The sequence below is a fragment of the Streptomyces sp. NPDC085927 genome (assembly GCF_044540975.1).
In the GTDB taxonomy this organism is placed as follows: Bacteria; Actinomycetota; Actinomycetes; order Streptomycetales; family Streptomycetaceae; genus Streptomyces; species Streptomyces hirsutus.
This window is the reverse complement of sequence record NZ_JBITSN010000009.1, coordinates 61,122-79,082: the sequence shown is the minus strand read 5'-3', so window position 1 is coordinate 79,082 and position 17,961 is coordinate 61,122. Positions and strand designations below refer to the sequence as shown.

Annotated in this window: 19 protein-coding genes; 11 read left to right on the top strand and 8 right to left on the bottom strand. The window is 71.3% G+C overall.

The features are described 5' to 3' along the window. Positions 1-38: 38 nt before the first annotated feature. Both ACIF80_RS23300 and ACIF80_RS23295 read right to left on the bottom strand, forming a co-directional pair. The gene (locus ACIF80_RS23300) at positions 39-926 is read right to left on the bottom strand and encodes an MIP/aquaporin family protein (RefSeq protein ID WP_399807727.1); all 888 of its coding nucleotides are present in this window, start codon (positions 924-926) and stop codon (positions 39-41) included. A gap of 218 nt (positions 927-1,144) precedes the next feature. Further along, positions 1,145-1,597, bottom strand: a complete 453-nt coding sequence (locus ACIF80_RS23295; RefSeq protein ID WP_399807724.1) for an MmpS family transport accessory protein — start codon at positions 1,595-1,597, stop codon at positions 1,145-1,147. Positions 1,598-1,815: 218 nt separating this feature from the next. Here ACIF80_RS23295 and ACIF80_RS23290 point away from each other — a divergent pair, with 218 nt between their 5' ends. The 6 genes from ACIF80_RS23290 (at position 1,816) to ACIF80_RS23265 (ending at position 8,323) form a co-directional block, all read left to right on the top strand. Next, positions 1,816-2,829 carry a GlxA family transcriptional regulator gene (locus tag ACIF80_RS23290; protein ID WP_399807722.1) on the top strand — a complete coding sequence of 338 codons (1,014 nt, stop codon included), beginning with the start codon at positions 1,816-1,818 and terminating at the stop codon, positions 2,827-2,829. Positions 2,830-2,938: 109 nt separating this feature from the next. Next, positions 2,939-3,577: an HD domain-containing protein gene (locus ACIF80_RS23285; RefSeq protein WP_399807719.1), complete on the top strand. Its 639-nt coding sequence runs from the start codon at positions 2,939-2,941 to the stop codon at positions 3,575-3,577. Between the two features lie 256 nt (positions 3,578-3,833). Beyond that, positions 3,834-4,061, top strand: a complete 228-nt coding sequence (locus tag ACIF80_RS23280; protein ID WP_399807717.1) for a DUF2945 domain-containing protein — start codon at positions 3,834-3,836, stop codon at positions 4,059-4,061. Continuing rightward, positions 4,058-4,399, top strand: a complete 342-nt coding sequence (locus ACIF80_RS23275) for a DUF3140 domain-containing protein (protein WP_399807715.1) — start codon at positions 4,058-4,060, stop codon at positions 4,397-4,399. Before ACIF80_RS23280 ends, ACIF80_RS23275 begins: the two co-directional genes overlap by 4 nt. A 331-nt stretch (positions 4,400-4,730) precedes the next feature. Then, a complete protein-coding gene (locus ACIF80_RS23270; RefSeq protein WP_399807712.1) occupies positions 4,731-7,226 on the top strand; it encodes a glycoside hydrolase family 2 protein in 2,496 nt (831 codons plus the stop codon). A gap of 80 nt (positions 7,227-7,306) precedes the next feature. Beyond that, the gene (locus ACIF80_RS23265) at positions 7,307-8,323 is read left to right on the top strand and encodes a LacI family DNA-binding transcriptional regulator (RefSeq protein ID WP_399808238.1); all 1,017 of its coding nucleotides are present in this window, start codon (positions 7,307-7,309) and stop codon (positions 8,321-8,323) included. Positions 8,324-8,401: 78 nt separating this feature from the next. On the opposite strand, the gene ACIF80_RS23260 is transcribed toward ACIF80_RS23265, so the two are convergent. The 3 genes from ACIF80_RS23260 to ACIF80_RS23250 all read right to left on the bottom strand — a co-directional run bounded on the left by ACIF80_RS23260 (position 8,402) and on the right by ACIF80_RS23250 (position 10,853). Next, positions 8,402-10,081 carry a multicopper oxidase family protein gene (locus tag ACIF80_RS23260; RefSeq protein ID WP_399807709.1) on the bottom strand — a complete coding sequence of 560 codons (1,680 nt, stop codon included), beginning with the start codon at positions 10,079-10,081 and terminating at the stop codon, positions 8,402-8,404. Positions 10,082-10,353: 272 nt separating this feature from the next. Continuing rightward, positions 10,354-10,596: a hypothetical protein gene (locus ACIF80_RS23255; RefSeq protein WP_399807707.1), complete on the bottom strand. Its 243-nt coding sequence runs from the start codon at positions 10,594-10,596 to the stop codon at positions 10,354-10,356. Continuing rightward, the gene (locus tag ACIF80_RS23250; RefSeq protein ID WP_399807704.1) at positions 10,593-10,853 is read right to left on the bottom strand and encodes a hypothetical protein; all 261 of its coding nucleotides are present in this window, start codon (positions 10,851-10,853) and stop codon (positions 10,593-10,595) included. Before ACIF80_RS23250 ends, ACIF80_RS23255 begins: the two co-directional genes overlap by 4 nt. 282 nt (positions 10,854-11,135) lie before the next feature. Here ACIF80_RS23250 and ACIF80_RS23245 point away from each other — a divergent pair, with 282 nt between their 5' ends. Together ACIF80_RS23245 and ACIF80_RS23240 are read left to right on the top strand one after the other, a co-directional pair. After that, a complete protein-coding gene (locus ACIF80_RS23245; RefSeq protein ID WP_399807702.1) occupies positions 11,136-11,972 on the top strand; it encodes a helix-turn-helix domain-containing protein in 837 nt (278 codons plus the stop codon). Beyond that, positions 11,960-12,169, top strand: coding sequence for a DUF397 domain-containing protein (locus tag ACIF80_RS23240; protein WP_399807699.1), 210 nt, complete (start codon positions 11,960-11,962; stop codon positions 12,167-12,169). Before ACIF80_RS23245 ends, ACIF80_RS23240 begins: the two co-directional genes overlap by 13 nt. Before the next feature lie 293 nt (positions 12,170-12,462). Here ACIF80_RS23240 and ACIF80_RS23235 read toward each other — a convergent pair whose 3' ends face one another. The 3 genes from ACIF80_RS23235 to ACIF80_RS23225 all read right to left on the bottom strand — a co-directional run bounded on the left by ACIF80_RS23235 (position 12,463) and on the right by ACIF80_RS23225 (position 14,757). Further along, positions 12,463-13,317: an alpha/beta fold hydrolase gene (locus ACIF80_RS23235; RefSeq protein ID WP_399807696.1), complete on the bottom strand. Its 855-nt coding sequence runs from the start codon at positions 13,315-13,317 to the stop codon at positions 12,463-12,465. A gap of 214 nt (positions 13,318-13,531) precedes the next feature. Continuing rightward, complete coding sequence (locus ACIF80_RS23230) at positions 13,532-13,735, bottom strand: TOBE domain-containing protein (RefSeq protein WP_399808236.1); 204 nt, start codon at positions 13,733-13,735, stop codon at positions 13,532-13,534. Between the two features lie 62 nt (positions 13,736-13,797). Further along, complete coding sequence (locus ACIF80_RS23225) at positions 13,798-14,757, bottom strand: ABC transporter substrate-binding protein (RefSeq protein WP_399807694.1); 960 nt, start codon at positions 14,755-14,757, stop codon at positions 13,798-13,800. Between the two features lie 84 nt (positions 14,758-14,841). On the opposite strand from ACIF80_RS23225, the gene ACIF80_RS23220 reads away from it, so the two are divergent. The 3 genes from ACIF80_RS23220 to ACIF80_RS23210 are packed head-to-tail and all read left to right on the top strand — an operon-like array spanning position 14,842 to position 17,806. Beyond that, positions 14,842-15,840 carry a FecCD family ABC transporter permease gene (locus ACIF80_RS23220; protein WP_399807691.1) on the top strand — a complete coding sequence of 333 codons (999 nt, stop codon included), beginning with the start codon at positions 14,842-14,844 and terminating at the stop codon, positions 15,838-15,840. Then, positions 15,837-16,946, top strand: a complete 1,110-nt coding sequence (locus ACIF80_RS23215) for a FecCD family ABC transporter permease (protein WP_399807688.1) — start codon at positions 15,837-15,839, stop codon at positions 16,944-16,946. The genes ACIF80_RS23220 and ACIF80_RS23215 overlap by 4 nt, the downstream gene beginning before the upstream one ends. Then, positions 16,943-17,806: an ABC transporter ATP-binding protein gene (locus tag ACIF80_RS23210; protein WP_399807685.1), complete on the top strand. Its 864-nt coding sequence runs from the start codon at positions 16,943-16,945 to the stop codon at positions 17,804-17,806. The genes ACIF80_RS23215 and ACIF80_RS23210 overlap by 4 nt, the downstream gene beginning before the upstream one ends. Positions 17,807-17,961 lie beyond the last annotated feature (155 nt).

The following is a 17,961-nucleotide window of genomic DNA, read 5'->3' as shown; positions in this document are numbered from 1 at the left end:
ATCCGGCCTCTGGTCCGGTCCGGTCCGGACGAAAGGCTCTAGGGCTCCTCGGTGGCCGGGCCCTCTTCGGTCGCCCCGAGCCTGGCCTTGATCACCGGGCTGATGAGCAGGTCGTACACACCGGTCCCGACGACTCCGCCGATGAGGGGGCCGACGATGGGGATCCACCAGTACCCGCTGAACCACTGGAAGCTTCCGGGCAGGGCGATGGAGCCCCAGCCTTCGAAGAAGGTGAACAGCCGGGGCCCGAAGTCCCGGGCGGGATTGATCGCGTATCCGGCGTTGGTGCCGAACGTCAGACCGATCGCGACGACCACCAGACCGATGAGGAACGGGCCCATGTTGGACATCGGAGCCGTATTGCGGGTGTCGATGAGGGCGCAGATCAGCAGCAGCAGAATCGCGGTGCCCACGATTTGGTCGAGCAGGGGGCCCCACCAAGAATTTCCGAAGTATTCGGCGGGGAATGTGGCGAAGATCGAGTAGGTCGCCAGTGATTCGTCCCGCGGGATCCCCGCCTTGGTGTTGGCCGCGTCGATCGCCCACCGGTAGCACGCGTAGACGAGCGCGGCGGCGACGAACGCCCCCACGACCTGTGCCAGCCAGTAGGGCAGGACCTTCCGCCAGGGGAAGTCCCGTCGAGCGGCGAAGCTCAGAGTCACCGCGGGATTGAGGTGGGCGCCGCTGATACCGCCGGCCACATACACGCCGAACACCACGGCGAGACCCCAGCCCCACGAAATGATGAGCCAGTTGGCGGGGCCGAAGTCCGCGGTCTGCCGACCCGATCCGGGCAGGCCGACGACGGCGACGGCCACCGATCCGATGCCCAGAAGAAGCAGGACGAAGGTCCCCAGGAACTCTGCGAGCATCTCACCGGCGAGGCCTTTTCGATAACCACGCCGATGGATTATGCGTTCGGCCATCGGTTCTCCTCGGCTGGAATGGCACAGGCTTTCCCTCCCCATTGCAGGAAACTTATGCCGACCGAGGGGATCCCGCCTGCGCGGCGCCGAATTTCCCTCCCATGGAGTAATGGCGCTTTTTGGCTCCCGGCCCGGGGCGATCAGGCCGGGGCGGCGAGCGGAGCCGGGGGAAGACGTTCAGCCGAGTGGCGCCGTCCCCGTGGGGTGCAGGCTCGGGCTCAGCCGACGATCGGTGAGACGGCGACGCATCCGGCCACGGAAACCGCGCCCGCACCGGACTTCTCGACCAGCACCTTGCCCTGGTACACGATCTTGCAGGAGATCTCGCCGGAGCCGTCGTTGACGTCGACGGCCAGCGGCATGACGGTGGGCGCCTCGATGCCGCGCAGCTTCACCGTCTTCTTCCACGGCAGCGCGGGGCTGTCCACCGTCTCGAACTCCGGATCGGACGCGTCCCCGCCTCCGGCGTTGAAGTCGATGGAGTCGACCTTCTCCCCGGTGACCTCGTAGGTGACCTCGTACTCCCGGTCGATCTGCTCGTCGACTTCCTCGAGGGCCGCGTCCTCCGCTTGCTGTGCGGCCTTTTCGGTGGTTTCGGAGCAGGCGCCGAGGCCGAGCACGAGGCCGCCCACGACGAGTGCGGACACGACGGTGCGGCGGATGTGGTTCATACGGAAGACCCCCCGGACATGCGGACTGTGGGGGAGTAGACAACAGTCGAACGGTGAGCGGAGTCAACCCGTTTCACCTGCGCGAACTCGCCGACCGCGGTCTCACCGACCCCTTGAGCGATACTTGGTCACTTCACCGTTCCCGCGCCACGGCCAACGGCTCCACGGGCTGACGCGCACGGCGGCCGGGGAACCGGTGGAAGGCGGAGGAGGAACGAGTGGCGGCGGCAGAGCATCGCGTGGGCGTTCTGGTGTTCGACGACATGAAGATGCTCGACCTGTCCGGGCCGGCGGAAGTCTTCAGCGAGGCCAACCGGTACGGGGCGAACTACCGGCTGAGCGTGGTCTCGGTCGACGGGAACCCGGTGCGCACGTCCATCGGTCTGCGGGTGCCGGTGGACTCGGACACGGAGTCGGCCCCCGCCTTCGACACCCTGCTGGTCGCAGGGGGCGACCTGCTGCCGGGCCGTCCCGTCGAGCCGGGTCTCAGCGCGGCCGCGCACCGGCTCGCGGGCAGCGCCGGACGGGTCGCCTCGATCTGCACCGGCGCGTTCATCCTGGCTGGGGCGGGACTGCTGGACGGCAGACGCGCGACCACGCACTGGCAGCACACCGCGTTGCTGGCCCGTGGTTATCCGTCGACGCGGGTGGAACCGGACGCCCTCCACGTGAAGGACGGTTCGATCTACACCTCGGCCGGTGTCACCGCGGGGATCGACCTGGCGCTGGCCCTGCTGGAGGAGGACCACGGCCCCGGCCTGGCCCGCGACGTCGCCCGCTCCCTGGTGGTCTTCATGCAGCGGCCGGGCGGACAGTCGCAGTTCTCCGCCTCGCTCCAGGGCCCCGCCCCCCGGACCCCGGTGCTGCGGCTGATCCAGGACCTGGTGCAGGCCGACCCGGCCGCCGACCACACCCTGGAGACGCTCGCGGAACGGGCCCGGGTCAGCCCCCGGCACCTGACCCGCATGTTCCGCACCGAGCTGAGGACCACGCCGATGAAGTACGTGGAACTGATCCGCTTCGACATGGCCAAGGCCCTCCTCGACTCCGGACACGGTGCCACCGAGGCCGCCTCGCTGTCGGGTTTCCCCAGTTACGAGAGTCTGCGGCGCGCCTTCGCCCGTCACCTCGGCGTGTCACCGACCCGCTACCGGGACCGCTTCACCACCACGAGGCCCGCACCCCGCCGTCCCGTGCCGCCCACCGGCCCGGCCGGCCGCGAGGGGCCATGACCGTTTCCGAGGTGTTGTCGGCCATCCGGTAGCGGACACGGCGGACGGTTCCGGCGCAGTGTGGAAGGACAGCGAACCACCCACGTCACCGTTCCCCAGGGAGGCCACCGTGACCGAGAAGATCGCCGGCATCGAGATCCCCGACAGCAAGCTCGCCCAGGACGCCACCGAACTGATCCGCGACACCACCCCGCCGCTGATCTTCCACCACTCCCGGCGGGTCTACCTCTTCGGCAGCCTCCAGGCCCGGGCCCTGGGCATCCGGCCCGACCCGGAGCTGCTGTACGTGGCGGCACTCTTCCACGACACGGGTCTGGTGCCGCCGTACCGCAGCGACGACCAGCGGTTCGAGATGGACGGCGCGGACCAGGCACGTGCCTTCCTGCTCAGCCATGACATCCCGGCCGGCGACGCGGACACGGTGTGGACGGCCGTCGCCCTGCACACCACGCCGGAGGTGCCGTACAAGATGGCCCCCGAGATCGCGGCCACCACCGCGGGCGTCGAGACCGACGTACTCGGGCTGCGCCTGGCGAACGTCAGCCGCGCCGAGATCGACGAGGTCACCGCCGCGCATCCCCGCCCCGACTTCAAGCAGCAGATCCTGCAGGCGTTCACGGACGGCTTCAAACACCGGCCCGACACCACCTTCGGCACGGTCAACGCGGACGTGCTGGAACACTTCGTCCCCGGTTTCCGCCGCACCGACTTCGTCGAGGTCATCCAGAACTCCGCCTGGCCGGAGTGACCGCACCTCTCGGAGCCGCCCGCCGGACCGGCCGGACGACTCCGGACCGGCCGGACGACTGTCCCGTCACCGGTCGCCCCGCTGCCCGCGGGGCGACCGGGCCGCGTCGTGAGCGGAGCGGCAGCCGGGCGGTCGGGCCCTCTTCAGGGGGGACGTCCGTGGCAGTGCTCCGCCGGAATGCGCCGAGCCGTGAACGGCGGGACAGTGAAGAACGTCGTCCGTCGTGGGGGAGCCGAAACCGAGGGAGCGCACGATCATGGCAAAGGACAAAAGGCTCCGCAAGGGTGACCAGGTCTCCTGGAGCAGTCACGGACAGAGCGTTCTCGGGAAAGTGAAAAAGAAGATCACGGAACGCACCGAGGCGGCGGGACGCACCGTCGACGCCTCGAAGGAGGAACCGCAGTACGAGGTCGAGAGCGACAAGTCCGGTCGCAGGGCCGTCCACAAGCCGCGGTCCCTCCGCAAGAAGAGCGACGGCTCATGAGCGGGAAGAGTGACACGGGCCGGGAGGACGTCATCGACGAGTTCGGCACAGCCGTCAACATGACCCCCGGTGACCTCAGGAAATGGCTCGCCACGGACGACTCGAAAAGCGTGGGTCAGTCGGACGGCGGGGACGAGAGCGTGGGGCATGCGTCCGGGCGCCGCATCGTGGAACTGCTGGAGAAGAAGAAGGCCGACCTCACCGACGACGACATCGCGCACATGCGCAAGGTCGTCGGCTACGTGCACCGGCACCTCGGGCAGCGGCCCGACGGCGATGTCACGGACTCCCGTTGGCGGTACTCCCTCATGAACTGGGGCCACGACCCGGAGGCGTGACGAGCCGGTGGGCCCGGTGCCGGTCGTGACGGGACGGAGAGCGCGTGGATTCCTTCACCCCGGGCACCCCGGGCGCTCCTGGCGCTCCCGGCACCCCTGGGTGCCCTTGAGCGGGCCTTGCTGGTGAACCGGTAAAGCCGAGAATGTCTCCGCGCTGCCCGTGGTCGTCCGTTGGCCGACGCGGCAGTGCTCTGTGAGCTGTCCTCCACCTGCGCTTTTCCTGGAACGGTTCCCGCGCCTCGGATACGGCACCAGGGCGTACTGGACCGGTTCAGTCGGCTGCCGTTAGTTTGAGCGGAGCCGTCGGACCGTCCTGCCGAAGGAGCCGTACATGAAGGAATCCGTCCAGCTCGCCGAAAGATGGAGCCTCGACCACGACGGGAGCCCCCTGCCCGCTCGGGTCCCCGGCTGTGTGCACGTCGACCTGCTCGCGGCCGGCCTGATCCCGGACCCCTGCGTCGGCCTGAACGAGACCGAGGTGGCCTGGGTGGGCCGCCGGGCCTGGACCTACACCCGGGAACTGGCGCCCGGCGAGACGGCCGCGGAGCGCCACGAGCGGACCGACCTGGTCTTCGACGGCCTCGACACCGCCGCCGTGATCACCCTCGACGGGTACGAGCTCGGCCGGACCCGGAACATGCACCGGCGCCACCGCTTCGACGTCACGGGCCGGCACGGCCCGCTGCACGTCGCGTTCACGTCCGCCTACGAGGAGGCCGCGGCGGTGCGGGCCCTGACCGGGGAACGGCCCAACGCCTACCCCGAGCCGTTCCAGTACATCCGCAGGATGGCGTGCGGCTTCGGCTGGGACTGGGGGCCGACGCTGGTCACCGCCGGGATCTGGCGCCCGGTCCGGCTGGAGCACTGGTCGACGGCGCGTCTGGCGGCCGTCCGCCCCCTGGTGACGGTCCGCGACGGCCTGGGCAGGGTGGAGGTGCGCGTCGACGTCGAGCGCACCGAGCGGGGCGCGGACCGCCGCCTGGAGGTACGCGCCGCAGTGGGCGGCGTGCAGGCCCGTGCCGCGGTGGACGGGACCGGCGCGGTGCTGACCCTCCAGGTGCCCGGCCCGCGGCTGTGGTGGCCGCGCGGATACGGCGAACAGCCGCTGTACGACCTGGAGGTGACCCTCGTCGACCAGGCGGCGGCATCCGCCGAAACCCCCGCGGGGGGCCGGCCGCTCGACTCCTGGACGCGCCGGATCGGGTTCCGCGACGTGACCCTCGACCGCTCACCGGACGAACACGGCACCGCGTTCACCTTCGTCGTCAACGGCTTACCGGTCTTCGCCCGCGGCGTGAACTGGATCCCCGACGACGTCTTCCCCTCCCGCGTCACCCCCGAGCGCTACCGCACCCGGCTGCGCCAGGCCGCCGACGCCGGCGTGGACCTGGTACGGATCTGGGGCGGAGGCATCTACGAGGACGACGCCTTCTACGACCTCTGCGACGAGCTGGGCCTCATGGTCTGGCAGGACTTCCTCTTCGCCTGCGCCGCCTACCCGGAGGAGCAGCCCCTGCGCGGCGAGGTGGAGGCCGAGGCGCGGGACAACGTGGTCCGGCTCATGCCGCACCCGAGCCTCGTCCTGTGGAACGGCAACAACGAGAACCTGTGGGGGTTCCGCGACTGGGACTGGGAGCCCGGACTGCGGAGCGACTCGTGGGGCGGCGGCTACTACCTGGACCTGCTGCCCCGCGTCGTCGCCGAACTCGACCCCACCCGCCCCTACACCGCCGGCAGCCCCTGGTCCGGTTCCTGGGACCACCACCCCAACGACCCCGCGCACGGCACCCACCACTCCTGGGAGGTGTGGAACCGCCGCGACTGCACCGGGTACCGCGACAGCGTGCCGCGCTTCGTGGCGGAGTTCGGCTGGCAGGCACCACCGGCGCTGGCCACCCTGAGGCGTGCGCTCCCCGGGGAGCGGCTCGCCCCCGACTCGCCCGGCATGCTCCACCACCAGAAGGCCGAGGACGGCAACGGCAAGCTGAACCGGGGCGTGGCGCGCCACTTCGCCCCGCCCGGGGACGACTTCGACCGCTGGCACTACCTCACCCAGGTCGTACAGGCCCGCGCGGTCGCCGCCGGGATCGAGCACTGGCGGTCGCACTGGCCGGTGTGCGCCGGCACCGTGGTCTGGCAGCTCAACGACTGCTGGCCGGTGAGCTCGTGGTCCGCGGTGGACGGCGACGGCCGCCTCAAGCCGCTGTACCACGAGCTGCGCCGCGTCTACGCCGACCGCCTGCTGACACTCCAGCCGGGCGCGGACGGCGACACCGACCACCCGGTGCTCGCCCTGGTCAACCAGTCCGCCGCGCCGTGGCACACCGCCGTGAGCCTGCGCCGCTTACGCGCGGACGGCACCGTACTGCTGGAGCAGGTCCTCGACGGCCTGACCGTCCCCGCACGCCAGGTGAGCCGCCGGACCGTGCCCGGTGACCTGGTACCGGACGCGCCGTCCGCGAAGGAGTTCCTCGTCGCGGACGCGGACGGCCTGCGCGCGCTGTACTTCCCCGTCGCCGACAAGGACTTCGCCTACCCCGCCCCGCGCTACGACGTCGTCGTGCGGGCCCCGGTCGGACCGACGGGTCCGGCCGGCGCGCGAGACGGCGCCGGTGGCGGTGGCGGTAGTGTCGAGGTCGTGGTCACTGCGCACACCCTGGTACGGGACCTTCTCCTGCGGGCCGACCGGCTCGGCCCCGACGCCGTCTGCGACTCCGGACTGCGCACCCTGCTGCCCGGCGAGACGATCCGGATGCGGGTGAGCAACGCCGTGGACACCGGCGCCAACGCCGTGCGCAGCGCCTTCTCCAGCGTGGAACCGGCGTGAGCACACCACCCGGCACACCCGGTACGCCCGGTACGCCCCCTGCGCCCGGTGCTCCGGGCGCACCCCCCGAACGCGTCACCATCAAGGACGTCGCCGCGGCCGCCGGAGTCTCCAAAGGCGCGGTGTCGCTGGCGTTCAACCACAAATCGGGGGTGTCCGAGGCCACCCGGGACCGCATCTTCGCGGCGGCCCGCCGACTGGGCTGGGCGCCCAACGCGTCCGCGCGCAGTCTGTCGCGGCAGTCGGTCGACACCATCGGCCTGGCCATCTGCCGGCCCGCCCGGCTGCTGGGCCTGGAACCCTTCTACATGGAGTTCATCTCCGGCATCGAGAGCGTGCTCGCCGAACGCAACTGCTCCCTGCTGCTGCGCCTGGTGGGCTCGATGGAGGAGGAGATCACCCTCCAGGAGCGCTGGTGGAAGGAACGCCAGATCGCGGGGTCCGTCCTGGTCGACTTCCACCGACGGGACCCACGGATCGCTCCGCTGCGGGAGCTCGGGCTGCCCGCGGTGGCCGTCGGGCACCCGGACCTCACCGGCGGCTTCCCGTCGGTGTGGACCGACGACGCCCCTGCCGTGGCCGAGGCCGTGCGCTATCTCGCGGCCCTCGGCCACCGGCGCATCGCCCGGGTGGGCGGGCCCGCCGGACTCGGCCACAGCACCATCCGGGCGGAGGCGTTCGAGCGGACACTGGAGGAACTCGGCCTGGAGGGCGGCCGGCACGTCGAGACGGGCTTCTCGGGGGAGGAAGGCGCACGGGCGACCCGCTCGCTGCTGCTGACACCGGACCGCCCCACGGCGATCGTCTACGACAACGACATCATGGCCGTCGCGGGACTGGGCGTGGCGGCCGAGATGGGCGTCTCCGTGCCCGACGACCTGTCCCTGCTGGCCTGGGACGACTCCCAGCTGTGCCGACTGACGCATCCGACCCTGTCGGCGATGAGTCACGACGTGCACGGATTCGGGGCGGAGGTCACCGAAGTCCTGTTCGACGTGATCGCCGGTGAGGAGGTCCGGCCCCGGCCCGTGGCGACCCCCTCACTCGTGCCCCGCCGCTCGACGGCACCGCCCCGGGCGCAGGGCGCGCGCCTCTAGGGCCTTGTCCGGCGGGTCACGCCCGGTCCGCTCCGGTCCCATGTGCTTCGCACCTCGCCGGGGGAGTCGCCGCCGTGGTCACTTCCGGTAGCCGAGGATGGTCATCATTCCGGATTCGGAGTGGTACTGGTTGTGGCAGTGGAGCATCCACAGGCCCGGGTTGTCGGCGTTGAAGTCGAAGACGAGTTTGCGGTGCGGCAGTACCAGGGCGGTGTCCTTGCGGGCTCCGCCCGCATGGCCGCTGGTGAGGGCGAAGGTGTGGCCGTGCAGATGGATGGGGTGCCACATGTCGGTGGCGTTGAAGAACGTCAGGCGGACCCGTTCTCCCTCCCGGACCGGGTGGCGTTCTTCGACGGAGTAGGGCCGACGGTCGAAGCTCCAGTCGAACTTCCTCATGCTGCCGGTCAGTCTGAAGCACAGCTCGCGGTCCGGGGGGCGCTCGCAGAGGGCCACGGATTCGTGCGGCACGAACCGTCTGGCCGGCACGAACCGGCCGTCGAGCTCATCCGGATGCGCGGAGCGTCCGGGGAGGCTTCCACTGCTGGTGCGCAGGACTGCCAGGGCCCTCGCGTTCTTGCCTTCGGCGAGCGCGACCAGCGGGAACACTCCGTCCTTGGCGGTGACGAGCACGTCGTAGCGTTCGGCCATGCCCAGCACCAGTGTGTCCGCCCGCATGTGCTCGACCGGGTAGCCGTCCGTGTGCGTCACGGTCATCTCGTGGCCGCCGAGTGACACCCGGAAAGCCGTGTCGCTCCCGGCGTTGATGATCCGCAACCGGATCCGGTCCCCGGGGCGGGCCCGGAAGACCGAAGGGGATGTGGGGAGACGGCCGTTGATCAGGTAGTACGGGTGGTCGACATGACCGCCCGCGCTGCGCAGCAGGTGACTGTGCCCCTTGTGCAGGACGCGGGAGGGGCCGACGGGCTTACCGGGGGAGTGGGTCGAGCCGTGTGTGCCGACGGACCCGTCGGGTGCGATGTCCTCACCCATGTCCATCGGGATCTCCCTGCCGTCGTGCAACTGCGTGAGCACACCGTCCGGAGTGGAGCCCTCCACGCCGTCCAGCCAGTCGTCCAGGACGACGACCCATTCCTTGTCGTAGGACAACGGTTCCTTGGGGTCCTCGACGATCAGCGGGGCGTACAGACCGCGGTCGAGCTGCATCCCCGAGTGTGAATGCAGCCAGTACGTGCCCGGATGCGCCACGGCGAAGCGGTAGGTGAAGTCCGCGCCGGGATTGACGGAGGGCTGGGTCAGGCCCGGCACGCCGTCCATGTCGCAGCGCAGACGGATGCCGTGCGAGTGCAGCGTCGTCACCACGGGCAGGTGGTTGACGAGTTTGAGATCGAGGATGTCCCCCGCGGTGACCCGGACTTCCTTGCCGGGCAGCGCGTCACCGTACGCCCATGACTTGACGGTCCGCCCGCCCAGGTCGAGGGGCGTCTCGGTGGCGGTCAACGTGAACGTGCGCAGGGGCCCGGACCCGCGTTCCCTCTCGGCGGCGACGACCTCGGGATCGGACGGGTTCACGTATCCCTTGGGCCCCCTGGGAACGAAGCCACCGCTGCGGTGGCCGGGGCTCCTGGTCGTCGGAGGGGCGCCGGCTCCGGAGGGTGAAGCGGACGCGGAGTGGGGGCCGGGCCCGGGGTGCGAACCGGGTCCGGAGTGCGAGCCGGACCCGGAGCAGGCGGCCAGGGCCCCCGAGCCGATGGCCGCGATCGATGCACCGAGCAAGGTGCGCCGTGTATGTGAGTGCATGCCTGAATAACACATGTCGTATAGTCATATATGCGGTAAATGGATCGGCGCGTCCCACAATTCACCTGTGCCGCCCAACGAGGCTTCCGTCAGCCCCCCGGCAGCTGCCGCCCCACGGCCCTGCTGGTCACACCGGCCCGGTCCGAGGCCGGTCACGTCGGTGGCGACAAGGCCTGCGGTTCCCGCCGCGAGCGCCGCCACCTGCGAAGACGCCCGGTGGGACCCGCCTCAGCGGCGACGCCCCCAGGCATGCCCATGGCTGCTGAGCGCTGTCACCCCGGCTGTCTGCTGCGGGCGTTCGCCTCGGCGACGAGGGCGCTCAGCAACTCGGAGGGGGTGAGGGGGCGCAGGTGGAGCGGCTCGGCGTCCCATTCGCGGCCACCGGTGAGCGGGCGGAGCTGGACATAGGGGCCCACGTGCCCCATGACCCGTCCGACGCGGTCGCGCACGGTGTCGCGGACGGCCGCGCCGATACGGGGGATCCGGCCGGCATCGGGGCTGATGTCGTCCGTCACTCGACGACCCCCTCCGCGCTGCGCACCGCGCTTCCCTCCGCAACCCCCCTTGCGATCACGTCCGCGAGCGCGAGGGCGACCGGGGCCGAGCACACGCCGAGGTGGACGAGGGCGTACGGGGCCTCGCCGGTTCTGCGGTCGTCCGCCCACGGCGTGCGGATGTCCATCGCGGGGAGCTGGATACCGGCCCGGGTGAGGGCGGTGGCGAGGACGTCACGGGCCTCGAGGGCTTCGTGGATCTTGGGGGTGTGCGGCATGGGGACCTCGTCAAGGTGCGGTGGGCCGTGTGCGGGCGTGCGGCGATCGACGCGGTTTCGCCGATCTCCCGACCCGACTGCGCTGGGTGGATTACGCTGCGTAGTCCGGTCGTTACAAGGATGCCCGGGGTGCGGGCGCCCACGCCGTGGACGGGGCAGTGGGTCCCCGGCGCGCGGAGGTGGTTCCACGGAGTCCACGCGCCCCACGCGGTCACGTCGTTCATCAGCCATCAGCCATCAGCCATCAGCCATCAGCCATCAGCACGTCCCGGAAGGAGCGGTATGTCGCAGCGACGCGCCATCACCGGCCGCAGCCAGGAACCTCGCCGGCGGTTCGCCGAGGAACTGCGGACGTTACGGTCCGCGAGCGGTATGAGCCTGCGGGCGCTCGGCGAACGGCTGGGCTGGGACTGGTCGTTGTTCGGCAAGATGGAGAAGGGCGAGACGCTCGGCAGCCCGGAGGTCGTCCAGGCCCTCGACACCCACTACGGGACCCCGGGCCTGCTGCTGGCCCTGTGGGAACTGGCGGCCGGGGACCATACGCAGTTCCGCGAGCGGTACCGCCGGTACATGGCCCTGGAGGCGGAGGCGGTGAGCCTGTGGCACTTCGCGGTGAGCGTGCTGCCGGGACTGTTGCAGACACCGGGCTACGCACGGGAGGTGCTGGCGGCGGGCGGCCTGAGGGGGAAGGGACTCGACCAGCAGATCGACGCCCGGATGGGACGGCGGGAGTTGTTGGAAGGGGAGGGCGCACCACGATTTCGGACCATCCTCTCCGAGGCGGTCCTGCGCACCGCCCTGCTGAACACTTCTGAGTGGCGAGGGCAGTTGGAGTACCTGGCCGAGATGGCGGAGCGCCCGAACGTCGTCGTTCACGTGCTGCCCTTCAGCTCAGGCCCGTACGGGCTCGACAGCACCGACGTCTGGTTTCTGCGCTTGCGGCAGGGGCGGACCGTGGCATACACGGAGAACGCCTACCGTGGTGACCTGATTGAGGACGGTGAGGCGGTCGAGAAACTGCAAGGTGCCTACGATGCGGTTCGTGACCTGGCGCTGACCCCGGCCGAGTCGCAGAAGTTCGTCCTGCGAATGTTGGAGGAAATGCCGTGCGAACCATAGATCCGAGCGTTGTCACGTGGCGCAAGAGCAGTTACAGCAACTCGGACGGCGGCGCGTGCGTCGAGGTCTCCGGCGACTTCGCCGCCGTCGTCCCCGTGCGGGACAGCAAGGCCCCGCGCGGTCCGGTGCTCGTGTTCCCGGCTGTTGGCTGGGCGTCCTTCGTTTCCGCTGTCAGGGGCGGGCAGTTGAGAGCCTGAGGGGCGGGGCCGTTCGGTCCGGGGACGGGCCGGGTGTCCGCGCGGTGCGTGACACGCACATCGGATTCGGCAGCACGAGCCGGGGCGGCCGTCGCCGATACGTGTCTGCGCGACGGGCCCCGGACGGCGGATCACCTCGCCTTGTACACCCTCCCGCCCACCGGTGCACCGGCCTGTGCCGGCTCATGCGATGCGGCCCGGCGCGACTACCGAGCCGGGCCGCATCGCGTACTGCGGTGACGCGAAGGCCGGCGGTACTGCCCCTGCGGCACCGCCGATTGTCCGACGGGGTGTCAGCGTGTTGCGAGGTTCGCGAGCAGTTCGGCGGCGGGCTTCGGGTGGACGAGCCAGCGCAGGTGGCTCCCTTCGAGTGTCCGGACCTCGAAGGGGTTGTCGGGTGTGAGCGCGTCGGCTTCGCGGATCATACGGTCCTGTATGGCGAGCGGAACGCTGGCGTCGTCGGCCAGACGTACATAGGTCTTGGGAATCCGGCCCCAGGTCGTGGCCTGTGCCCGGTCGGTGGACGTACCGACGTCGAGATTCTCGTCGGGCTGGAAGGTGTTCAGGAACGTCCGGAACTCGTCATCGGTGAGGTCGGCGGCGAAAGCCTGCTTGAACGCGGCGAGTACCGCCGGGTCGGCGGTGCGGAAGTTGGTCCGGAGCAGACCGAGTTCGGCGGGGTTCCCGGCGATCGCCGGAGCGAAGGCGCCCGGGTCGACTCCCGCCATCTCCGGCTCGGCGTAGTAGGCACCGACGTCCAGGTCGACCGGGCACCAGGCGGAGACGTAGGCGATCCTGTCGATCAGCTCGGGCCGGGCGTTTCCGGCCGCGGTGATCGTGGCGCCGCCCCTGCTGTGGCCGACGAGTACGGTCGGCCCGTTGCGCTTCGCCCGTTCGAGGACGTCGATCACGCGGGCGGCATTGTCGGCGAGTGTGACTCCCTTGATGCTCCCCGGTGCCGCGGCGAGCGCGTGGAGATCCTGAGGAGCCTGGTAGGCCGCGGGGAACGTCGCCTCGAACCCGTGCCCCGGAAGGTCGACCGCGACCGAGCGGTGCCCGAGCAAGGCGAGTTCGGCCTGCAGCGGCGCGAACGAGAACGAGTTCGCGAAGGCCCCGTGGACAAAAATGAATGTCGGCAGATTCCGCATGCCTCAGCCTCCAACAGAACGATCTTCGGAGCAAGCCCAAGTCGGTTGGTTCGCAGTGACGTTCAGCCGACGGCTGCGGTGCGACGGAGCCGTACGCGGGTGATCGCCGCGATGACCCGGAGGCCCGGAGGCCCGAGAGCATGCCGACCGCTGACCCTCTCCAGGACAGCTGCCAACGGGCCATGCGGAACACGGTCCAGGCGCGTAGGTGCGTTCACGGCGGTGAACGGCCGATCCGGTTCCGTCCAGGTCGGACCGGACAGGCGTGGGTCTGGGCCGCCTTGAGCGTGGCCCAGACCCACGCGCCCGGGTGGAGGCCGAGTTCGGCGGCGGCCGTGGTGCGTGTGGTCCCGGCTGTCGGCCGGGTGTCCTTCGTGTCCGCTCTCGGACGTGGGCGGTCGGGCGGCTGATCGGGCAGGGCGACGGCCCCGTGTCCTTCTCGGATCAGCGGGGCCGTCGGTCTGACCGTGCCGGCTCAGGTCACTTGCCGAGGGCCTTCTCGATGTCGGTGATGACCTTTTCCATGGCGATCGGGCCGTTGCTGCTGCTCCAGACCTGGCCGTCGACCCCATGGTCCTGGCCCGCCTCGACGGCCTTCATCCGGGTGAAGGCCTTCTCGGAGCGGGCGGCCTCCAGTGCCTTGTCCCCCTCGGCGTTCAGCGTGGCGATGAAGACGTGGTCGGCGTCGGCCTTGGTGAGGTTCTCCAGGGACAGCGGGTCCGAGTGCGGCTGCTTGCCGAGGTCCTTGGCGAGCGGCAGCGGCGACAGGCCGGCCTTCTCCAGCATCGCGGTGGGCATGTTGGCGGAGTTCATCACGATCGGGCCGCCCGGCATCCAGCGCATCACGACGCCCGTGCCCTTGGCGCCGCCGCCCGCCTCACCGGCGCGCTCGACCAGGGCGTCGATCTTCTTGCCGAGTTCGTCGGCCTTGCCCAGCGCCTCGCCGTAGGTGTCGAGGCTGGAGCGCCAGTCACCGGCGGCCGGGACGATGGTGGGGGCGATGGCGGAGAGCGTCTCGTACTGCGACTTCTCCAGGTTGGGGCCGGTGAGGATGATGTCCGGCTCGGCCTTGAGGATCGCCTCGGTGTTGGGTTCCCGCACCGTGGCGACCAGTGGGATGCCGGCGGCCCGGTCGCTCAGGTAGGCGGGAGCGCCTTCGGCGCCCCGGGCGGCGCTGGTGCCTACCGGAGTGACGTCGAGCGACAGGGCGGTGTCCAAGGAGACGTCACTGAGGGTGACGACCCTCTTCGGGGTGCCGTCGATCTTCACCTCGCCGAAAGCCGTCTGCACGACCCGCTCGGTCCCGTCGGTCGCCGTCTTTCCTTTGCTGTCATCCGAGTTGGCGGAATCGGACCCGCCGCAGGAGGTGAGGGTCATGACCAGCGGGGCGGCGGCGAGAGCCAGGGCGGCGGAGCGCAGCGGAGATCGGCTTCTGGACATGGATGTCTCCAGGGGAGGTGGATGCATAGCGAAAGCGAAGTTAGGTTAACCTCACCTTGGTTGAATCTGAAAGGAGGGGCGGTTGTGACGCTGCGTGCACTGTTCCTGCGCGGCCTGCTCCCCGGCGGCGGCATCCTGCTGGCCGCGGTGATCGCGAGCCTGCTCCTGGGGGCGGGCGACGTCGGACCGGGGCGTGCCCTGTCCGCCCTGCTCGGCGGCGCCGACGGCGACGCCCGGTTCACCGTGCTCGAACTGCGGCTGCCCCGCACCCTGGTCGCCGTCGCCGTCGGTCTGGCCCTGGGGATCGCGGGAGCCCTGCTCCAGGCCGCCGCCCGCAACCCGCTGGCCGAACCGGGCCTGCTCGGAGTGAGCGCGGGCGCCTCCTTCGCGGTCGTCGTCGCCCTGGTGTTCGGCGCCTCGGCCGCCACCCTCGGCCCCTACGTGGCCGTCCTCGGGGCCGGCACAGGGTGCCTGCTGGCGCTGGGCGCGGCCCGCCTGCGCGGCGCCGGGGACGACCCCGTCCGCCTCGTGCTCGCCGGGGCGGCCTTCAGCGGACTGATGGCCGCCGGCTCCTCGATGATGCTGCTCGTCGACGCCCGCGCCGCCGACGAGATCCGCTTCTGGACCATCGGATCGGTGGCCGGCCGGGAACTGGCGGACCTGTGGGCCGTCGTTCCCGTCGTCGCTCTCGGACTCCTCCTCGCCGTCCTCGTCGCCCCCGCCCTGACCGCCCTGAGCCTCGGCGACGACGTGGCCACCGGTCTCGGCCACAAACCCGGCCGGGTCAGGGCCGTCGCGGTCGCCGCCGTGGCCCTGCTGGTCGGCGGTGCCACCGCCCTGGCCGGCCCCGTCGCCTTCGTCGGACTCGTCGTGCCGTTCGCCGCGCGTGCCCTGGTCGGCCCGGACCTGCGCCGGCTGCTGGCCGTCTCCGTCCTCCTCGGCCCCGCCACCGTGCTCACCGCCGATGTCGTCTCCCGGCTCGTGGCCCGCCCCTACGAGATGCCCCTCGGCGTCATGACCGCGCTGCTCGGCGCGCCCGTCCTGGTGGCCGTCGTCCGATCCCACAGGTTGCCCTCGCTGTGACAACGCATTCCGCCCCGCCCGGACCGGCGTCGGGGACCAAGCCCGCGGCGCCCGCCCGCCGCCCGCCGCTCGCCGTCCCCGGAGCCTGGCGCCCGGCTGTCGGCCCCTACGCCGTCCTGATCCCGCGCAAGCCGCTGCTGGGCACCGCCGCCGCCCTGGTCGTGCTGATCGCGGCGAGCGCGGTGCACCTGGCCGTCGGCGAGATCTTCGTCCACCCGCTGGACGCGCTGCGCGCCCTGTTCGGCGACGGCACCCCCCGCGACCTGCTCGTCGTCGAACGCCTGCGGCTGCCCCGCCTCCAGGCCGGCCTCGCCGTCGGTGCCGCCCTCGGCGCGGCCGGCTGCCTGATGCAGACCCTCGCCCAGAACCGGCTGGCCACCCCCGACACCGTCGGCCTCAACGACGGTGCCGCGGCCTTCGCCGTCGCCTCGGTCACCGGGCTCACCACCGGCCTCCTGCCCAGTGGCGCAGCCCTGACCGGCGCCGCCACCGCCGCCGCCCTCACCCTCGCCCTCAGCGGCGGAGCCGGACGCGGAGGCTACCGCTTCCTCGTCGTGGGCCTCGGCGTCGGCGCCGTCTTCGGTGCCGTCACCAGCCTCGTCCTCGCCCGCTCGGCCGCCGACGCGGCCAACGCCGCCTACGGCTGGACCGTCGGCACCCTCAACAGCCGCGACCAGGATGCCGTGGCCCTGCTCGCCCTCGCGCTGCTCGTCGTCCTGCCGCTCGCCATGGTCCTCGGCCGCCGACTGCTCCTGCTGCGCCTGTCCGACTCCGTCGCCCGCGGTCTCGGCGTCCGCATCAAGGGCCTGCGCCTGGCCGTCATCGCCCTTGCCGTCGTCCTCGGCGGCCTCGCCGTCGCCGTCGCCGGGCCGCTCGGCATGATCGCCCTCGCCGCTCCCGAGGCCGCCCGCCGCATCGCCGGGCCCCGCACGGTCCCCGTCCTGCTCTCCGCCCTCGCCGGGGCGGTCTTCACCCTCCTCGCCGACCTGCTGGGCCGGACCGTGCTCGCCCCGCTGGAGATTCCCGTCGGCCTGGTCACCGCCGTCGTCGGCGGCCCGTACCTGCTCTGGCTGCTGCTCACCACCCGTACCAGGAGGTCCCTGTGAGCTTGGACCGGGAGCTGTCCGCGCACCCGTACCAGGAGGTCCCTGTGAACCCGGCCGAGACCGACAGCCGCCTGCGCACGCGGGACCTGCGCCTGGCCCACGGCTCCAGGGTCGTCGTCGACGGCCTCGACCTCGCGCTGCCCGAACGCCAGGTCACCGTCATCGTCGGCCCCAACGGCTGCGGCAAGTCGACCCTCCTCGGCGGACTGGCCCGCACCCTGCCCGCGCGCGGCGGCGCCGTCCTCCTCGACGGCCGCGAACTCACCAGGATCCCCACCCGGGAGATCGCCCGCAGCATCGGCATGCTCCCCCAGTCCGCGATCGCCCCCGACGGCCTCACCGTCCGCGACCTCGTCCGTTACGGCCGCCGGCCCCACCAGGGCCTGCTGCGCCAGTGGTCCGCCGACGACGCCCGCGCGGTCGAGGAGGCGCTCACCGCCGCCGACCTGCACGACCTCGCCGGCCGCCCGCTCGAGACCCTCTCCGGCGGGCAGCGCCAGCGCGCCTGGATCGCCATGGCCGTCGCCCAGGAGACCCCGATCCTCCTCCTCGACGAACCCACCTCGGCCCTCGACATGGGCCACGCCCTCGAAGTGCTCGAACTGGTCCGCTCACTGGCCGCCCAGGGCCGCACCCCGGTCCTGGTCCTCCACGACCTGACCACCGCCTGCCGCTACGCCGACCACATGATCGCCCTCAAGGACGGCGCGATCGTCGCCCAGGGTCCGCCGTCCACCATCGTCACCCCCGATCTGGTCCGGGAGCTCTACGGCGTCGAGAGCGCCATCCTCACCGACCCGCTCCACGGCACCCCGGTGATCTGCCCCCTACGCGTCACCCCCTCCGGGACGGACGCCTGAACCCGCCCCGGACGTCCGCAGGAGACGCGGACGAGTTCTCTGCGCCAGGGCCTGGACCCATACGATGATCACGAGAATGAGTGCGCAACCCATGTCTGCGCAACCCATGTGCGGGGCACTCCCGGCGCCCACACAAGGATCAGGATGCCTGGGAA

Excerpts from the sequence above, each read along its gene's own strand:
- ACIF80_RS23300 (WP_399807727.1), bottom strand. The coding sequence starts at position 926 with ATGGCCGAACGCATAATCCATCGGCGTGGTTATCGAAAAGGCCTCGCC.
- ACIF80_RS23295 (WP_399807724.1), bottom strand. The coding sequence starts at position 1,597 with ATGAACCACATCCGCCGCACCGTCGTGTCCGCACTCGTCGTGGGCGGC.
- ACIF80_RS23280 (WP_399807717.1), top strand. The coding sequence starts at position 3,834 with ATGGCAAAGGACAAAAGGCTCCGCAAGGGTGACCAGGTCTCCTGGAGC.
- ACIF80_RS23275 (WP_399807715.1), top strand. The coding sequence starts at position 4,058 with ATGAGCGGGAAGAGTGACACGGGCCGGGAGGACGTCATCGACGAGTTC.
- ACIF80_RS23270 (WP_399807712.1), top strand. The coding sequence starts at position 4,731 with ATGAAGGAATCCGTCCAGCTCGCCGAAAGATGGAGCCTCGACCACGAC.
- ACIF80_RS23260 (WP_399807709.1), bottom strand. The coding sequence starts at position 10,081 with ATGCACTCACATACACGGCGCACCTTGCTCGGTGCATCGATCGCGGCC.
- ACIF80_RS23250 (WP_399807704.1), bottom strand. The coding sequence starts at position 10,853 with ATGCCGCACACCCCCAAGATCCACGAAGCCCTCGAGGCCCGTGACGTC.
- ACIF80_RS23245 (WP_399807702.1), top strand. The coding sequence starts at position 11,136 with ATGTCGCAGCGACGCGCCATCACCGGCCGCAGCCAGGAACCTCGCCGG.
- ACIF80_RS23235 (WP_399807696.1), bottom strand. The coding sequence starts at position 13,317 with ATGCGGAATCTGCCGACATTCATTTTTGTCCACGGGGCCTTCGCGAAC.
- ACIF80_RS23225 (WP_399807694.1), bottom strand. The coding sequence starts at position 14,757 with ATGTCCAGAAGCCGATCTCCGCTGCGCTCCGCCGCCCTGGCTCTCGCC.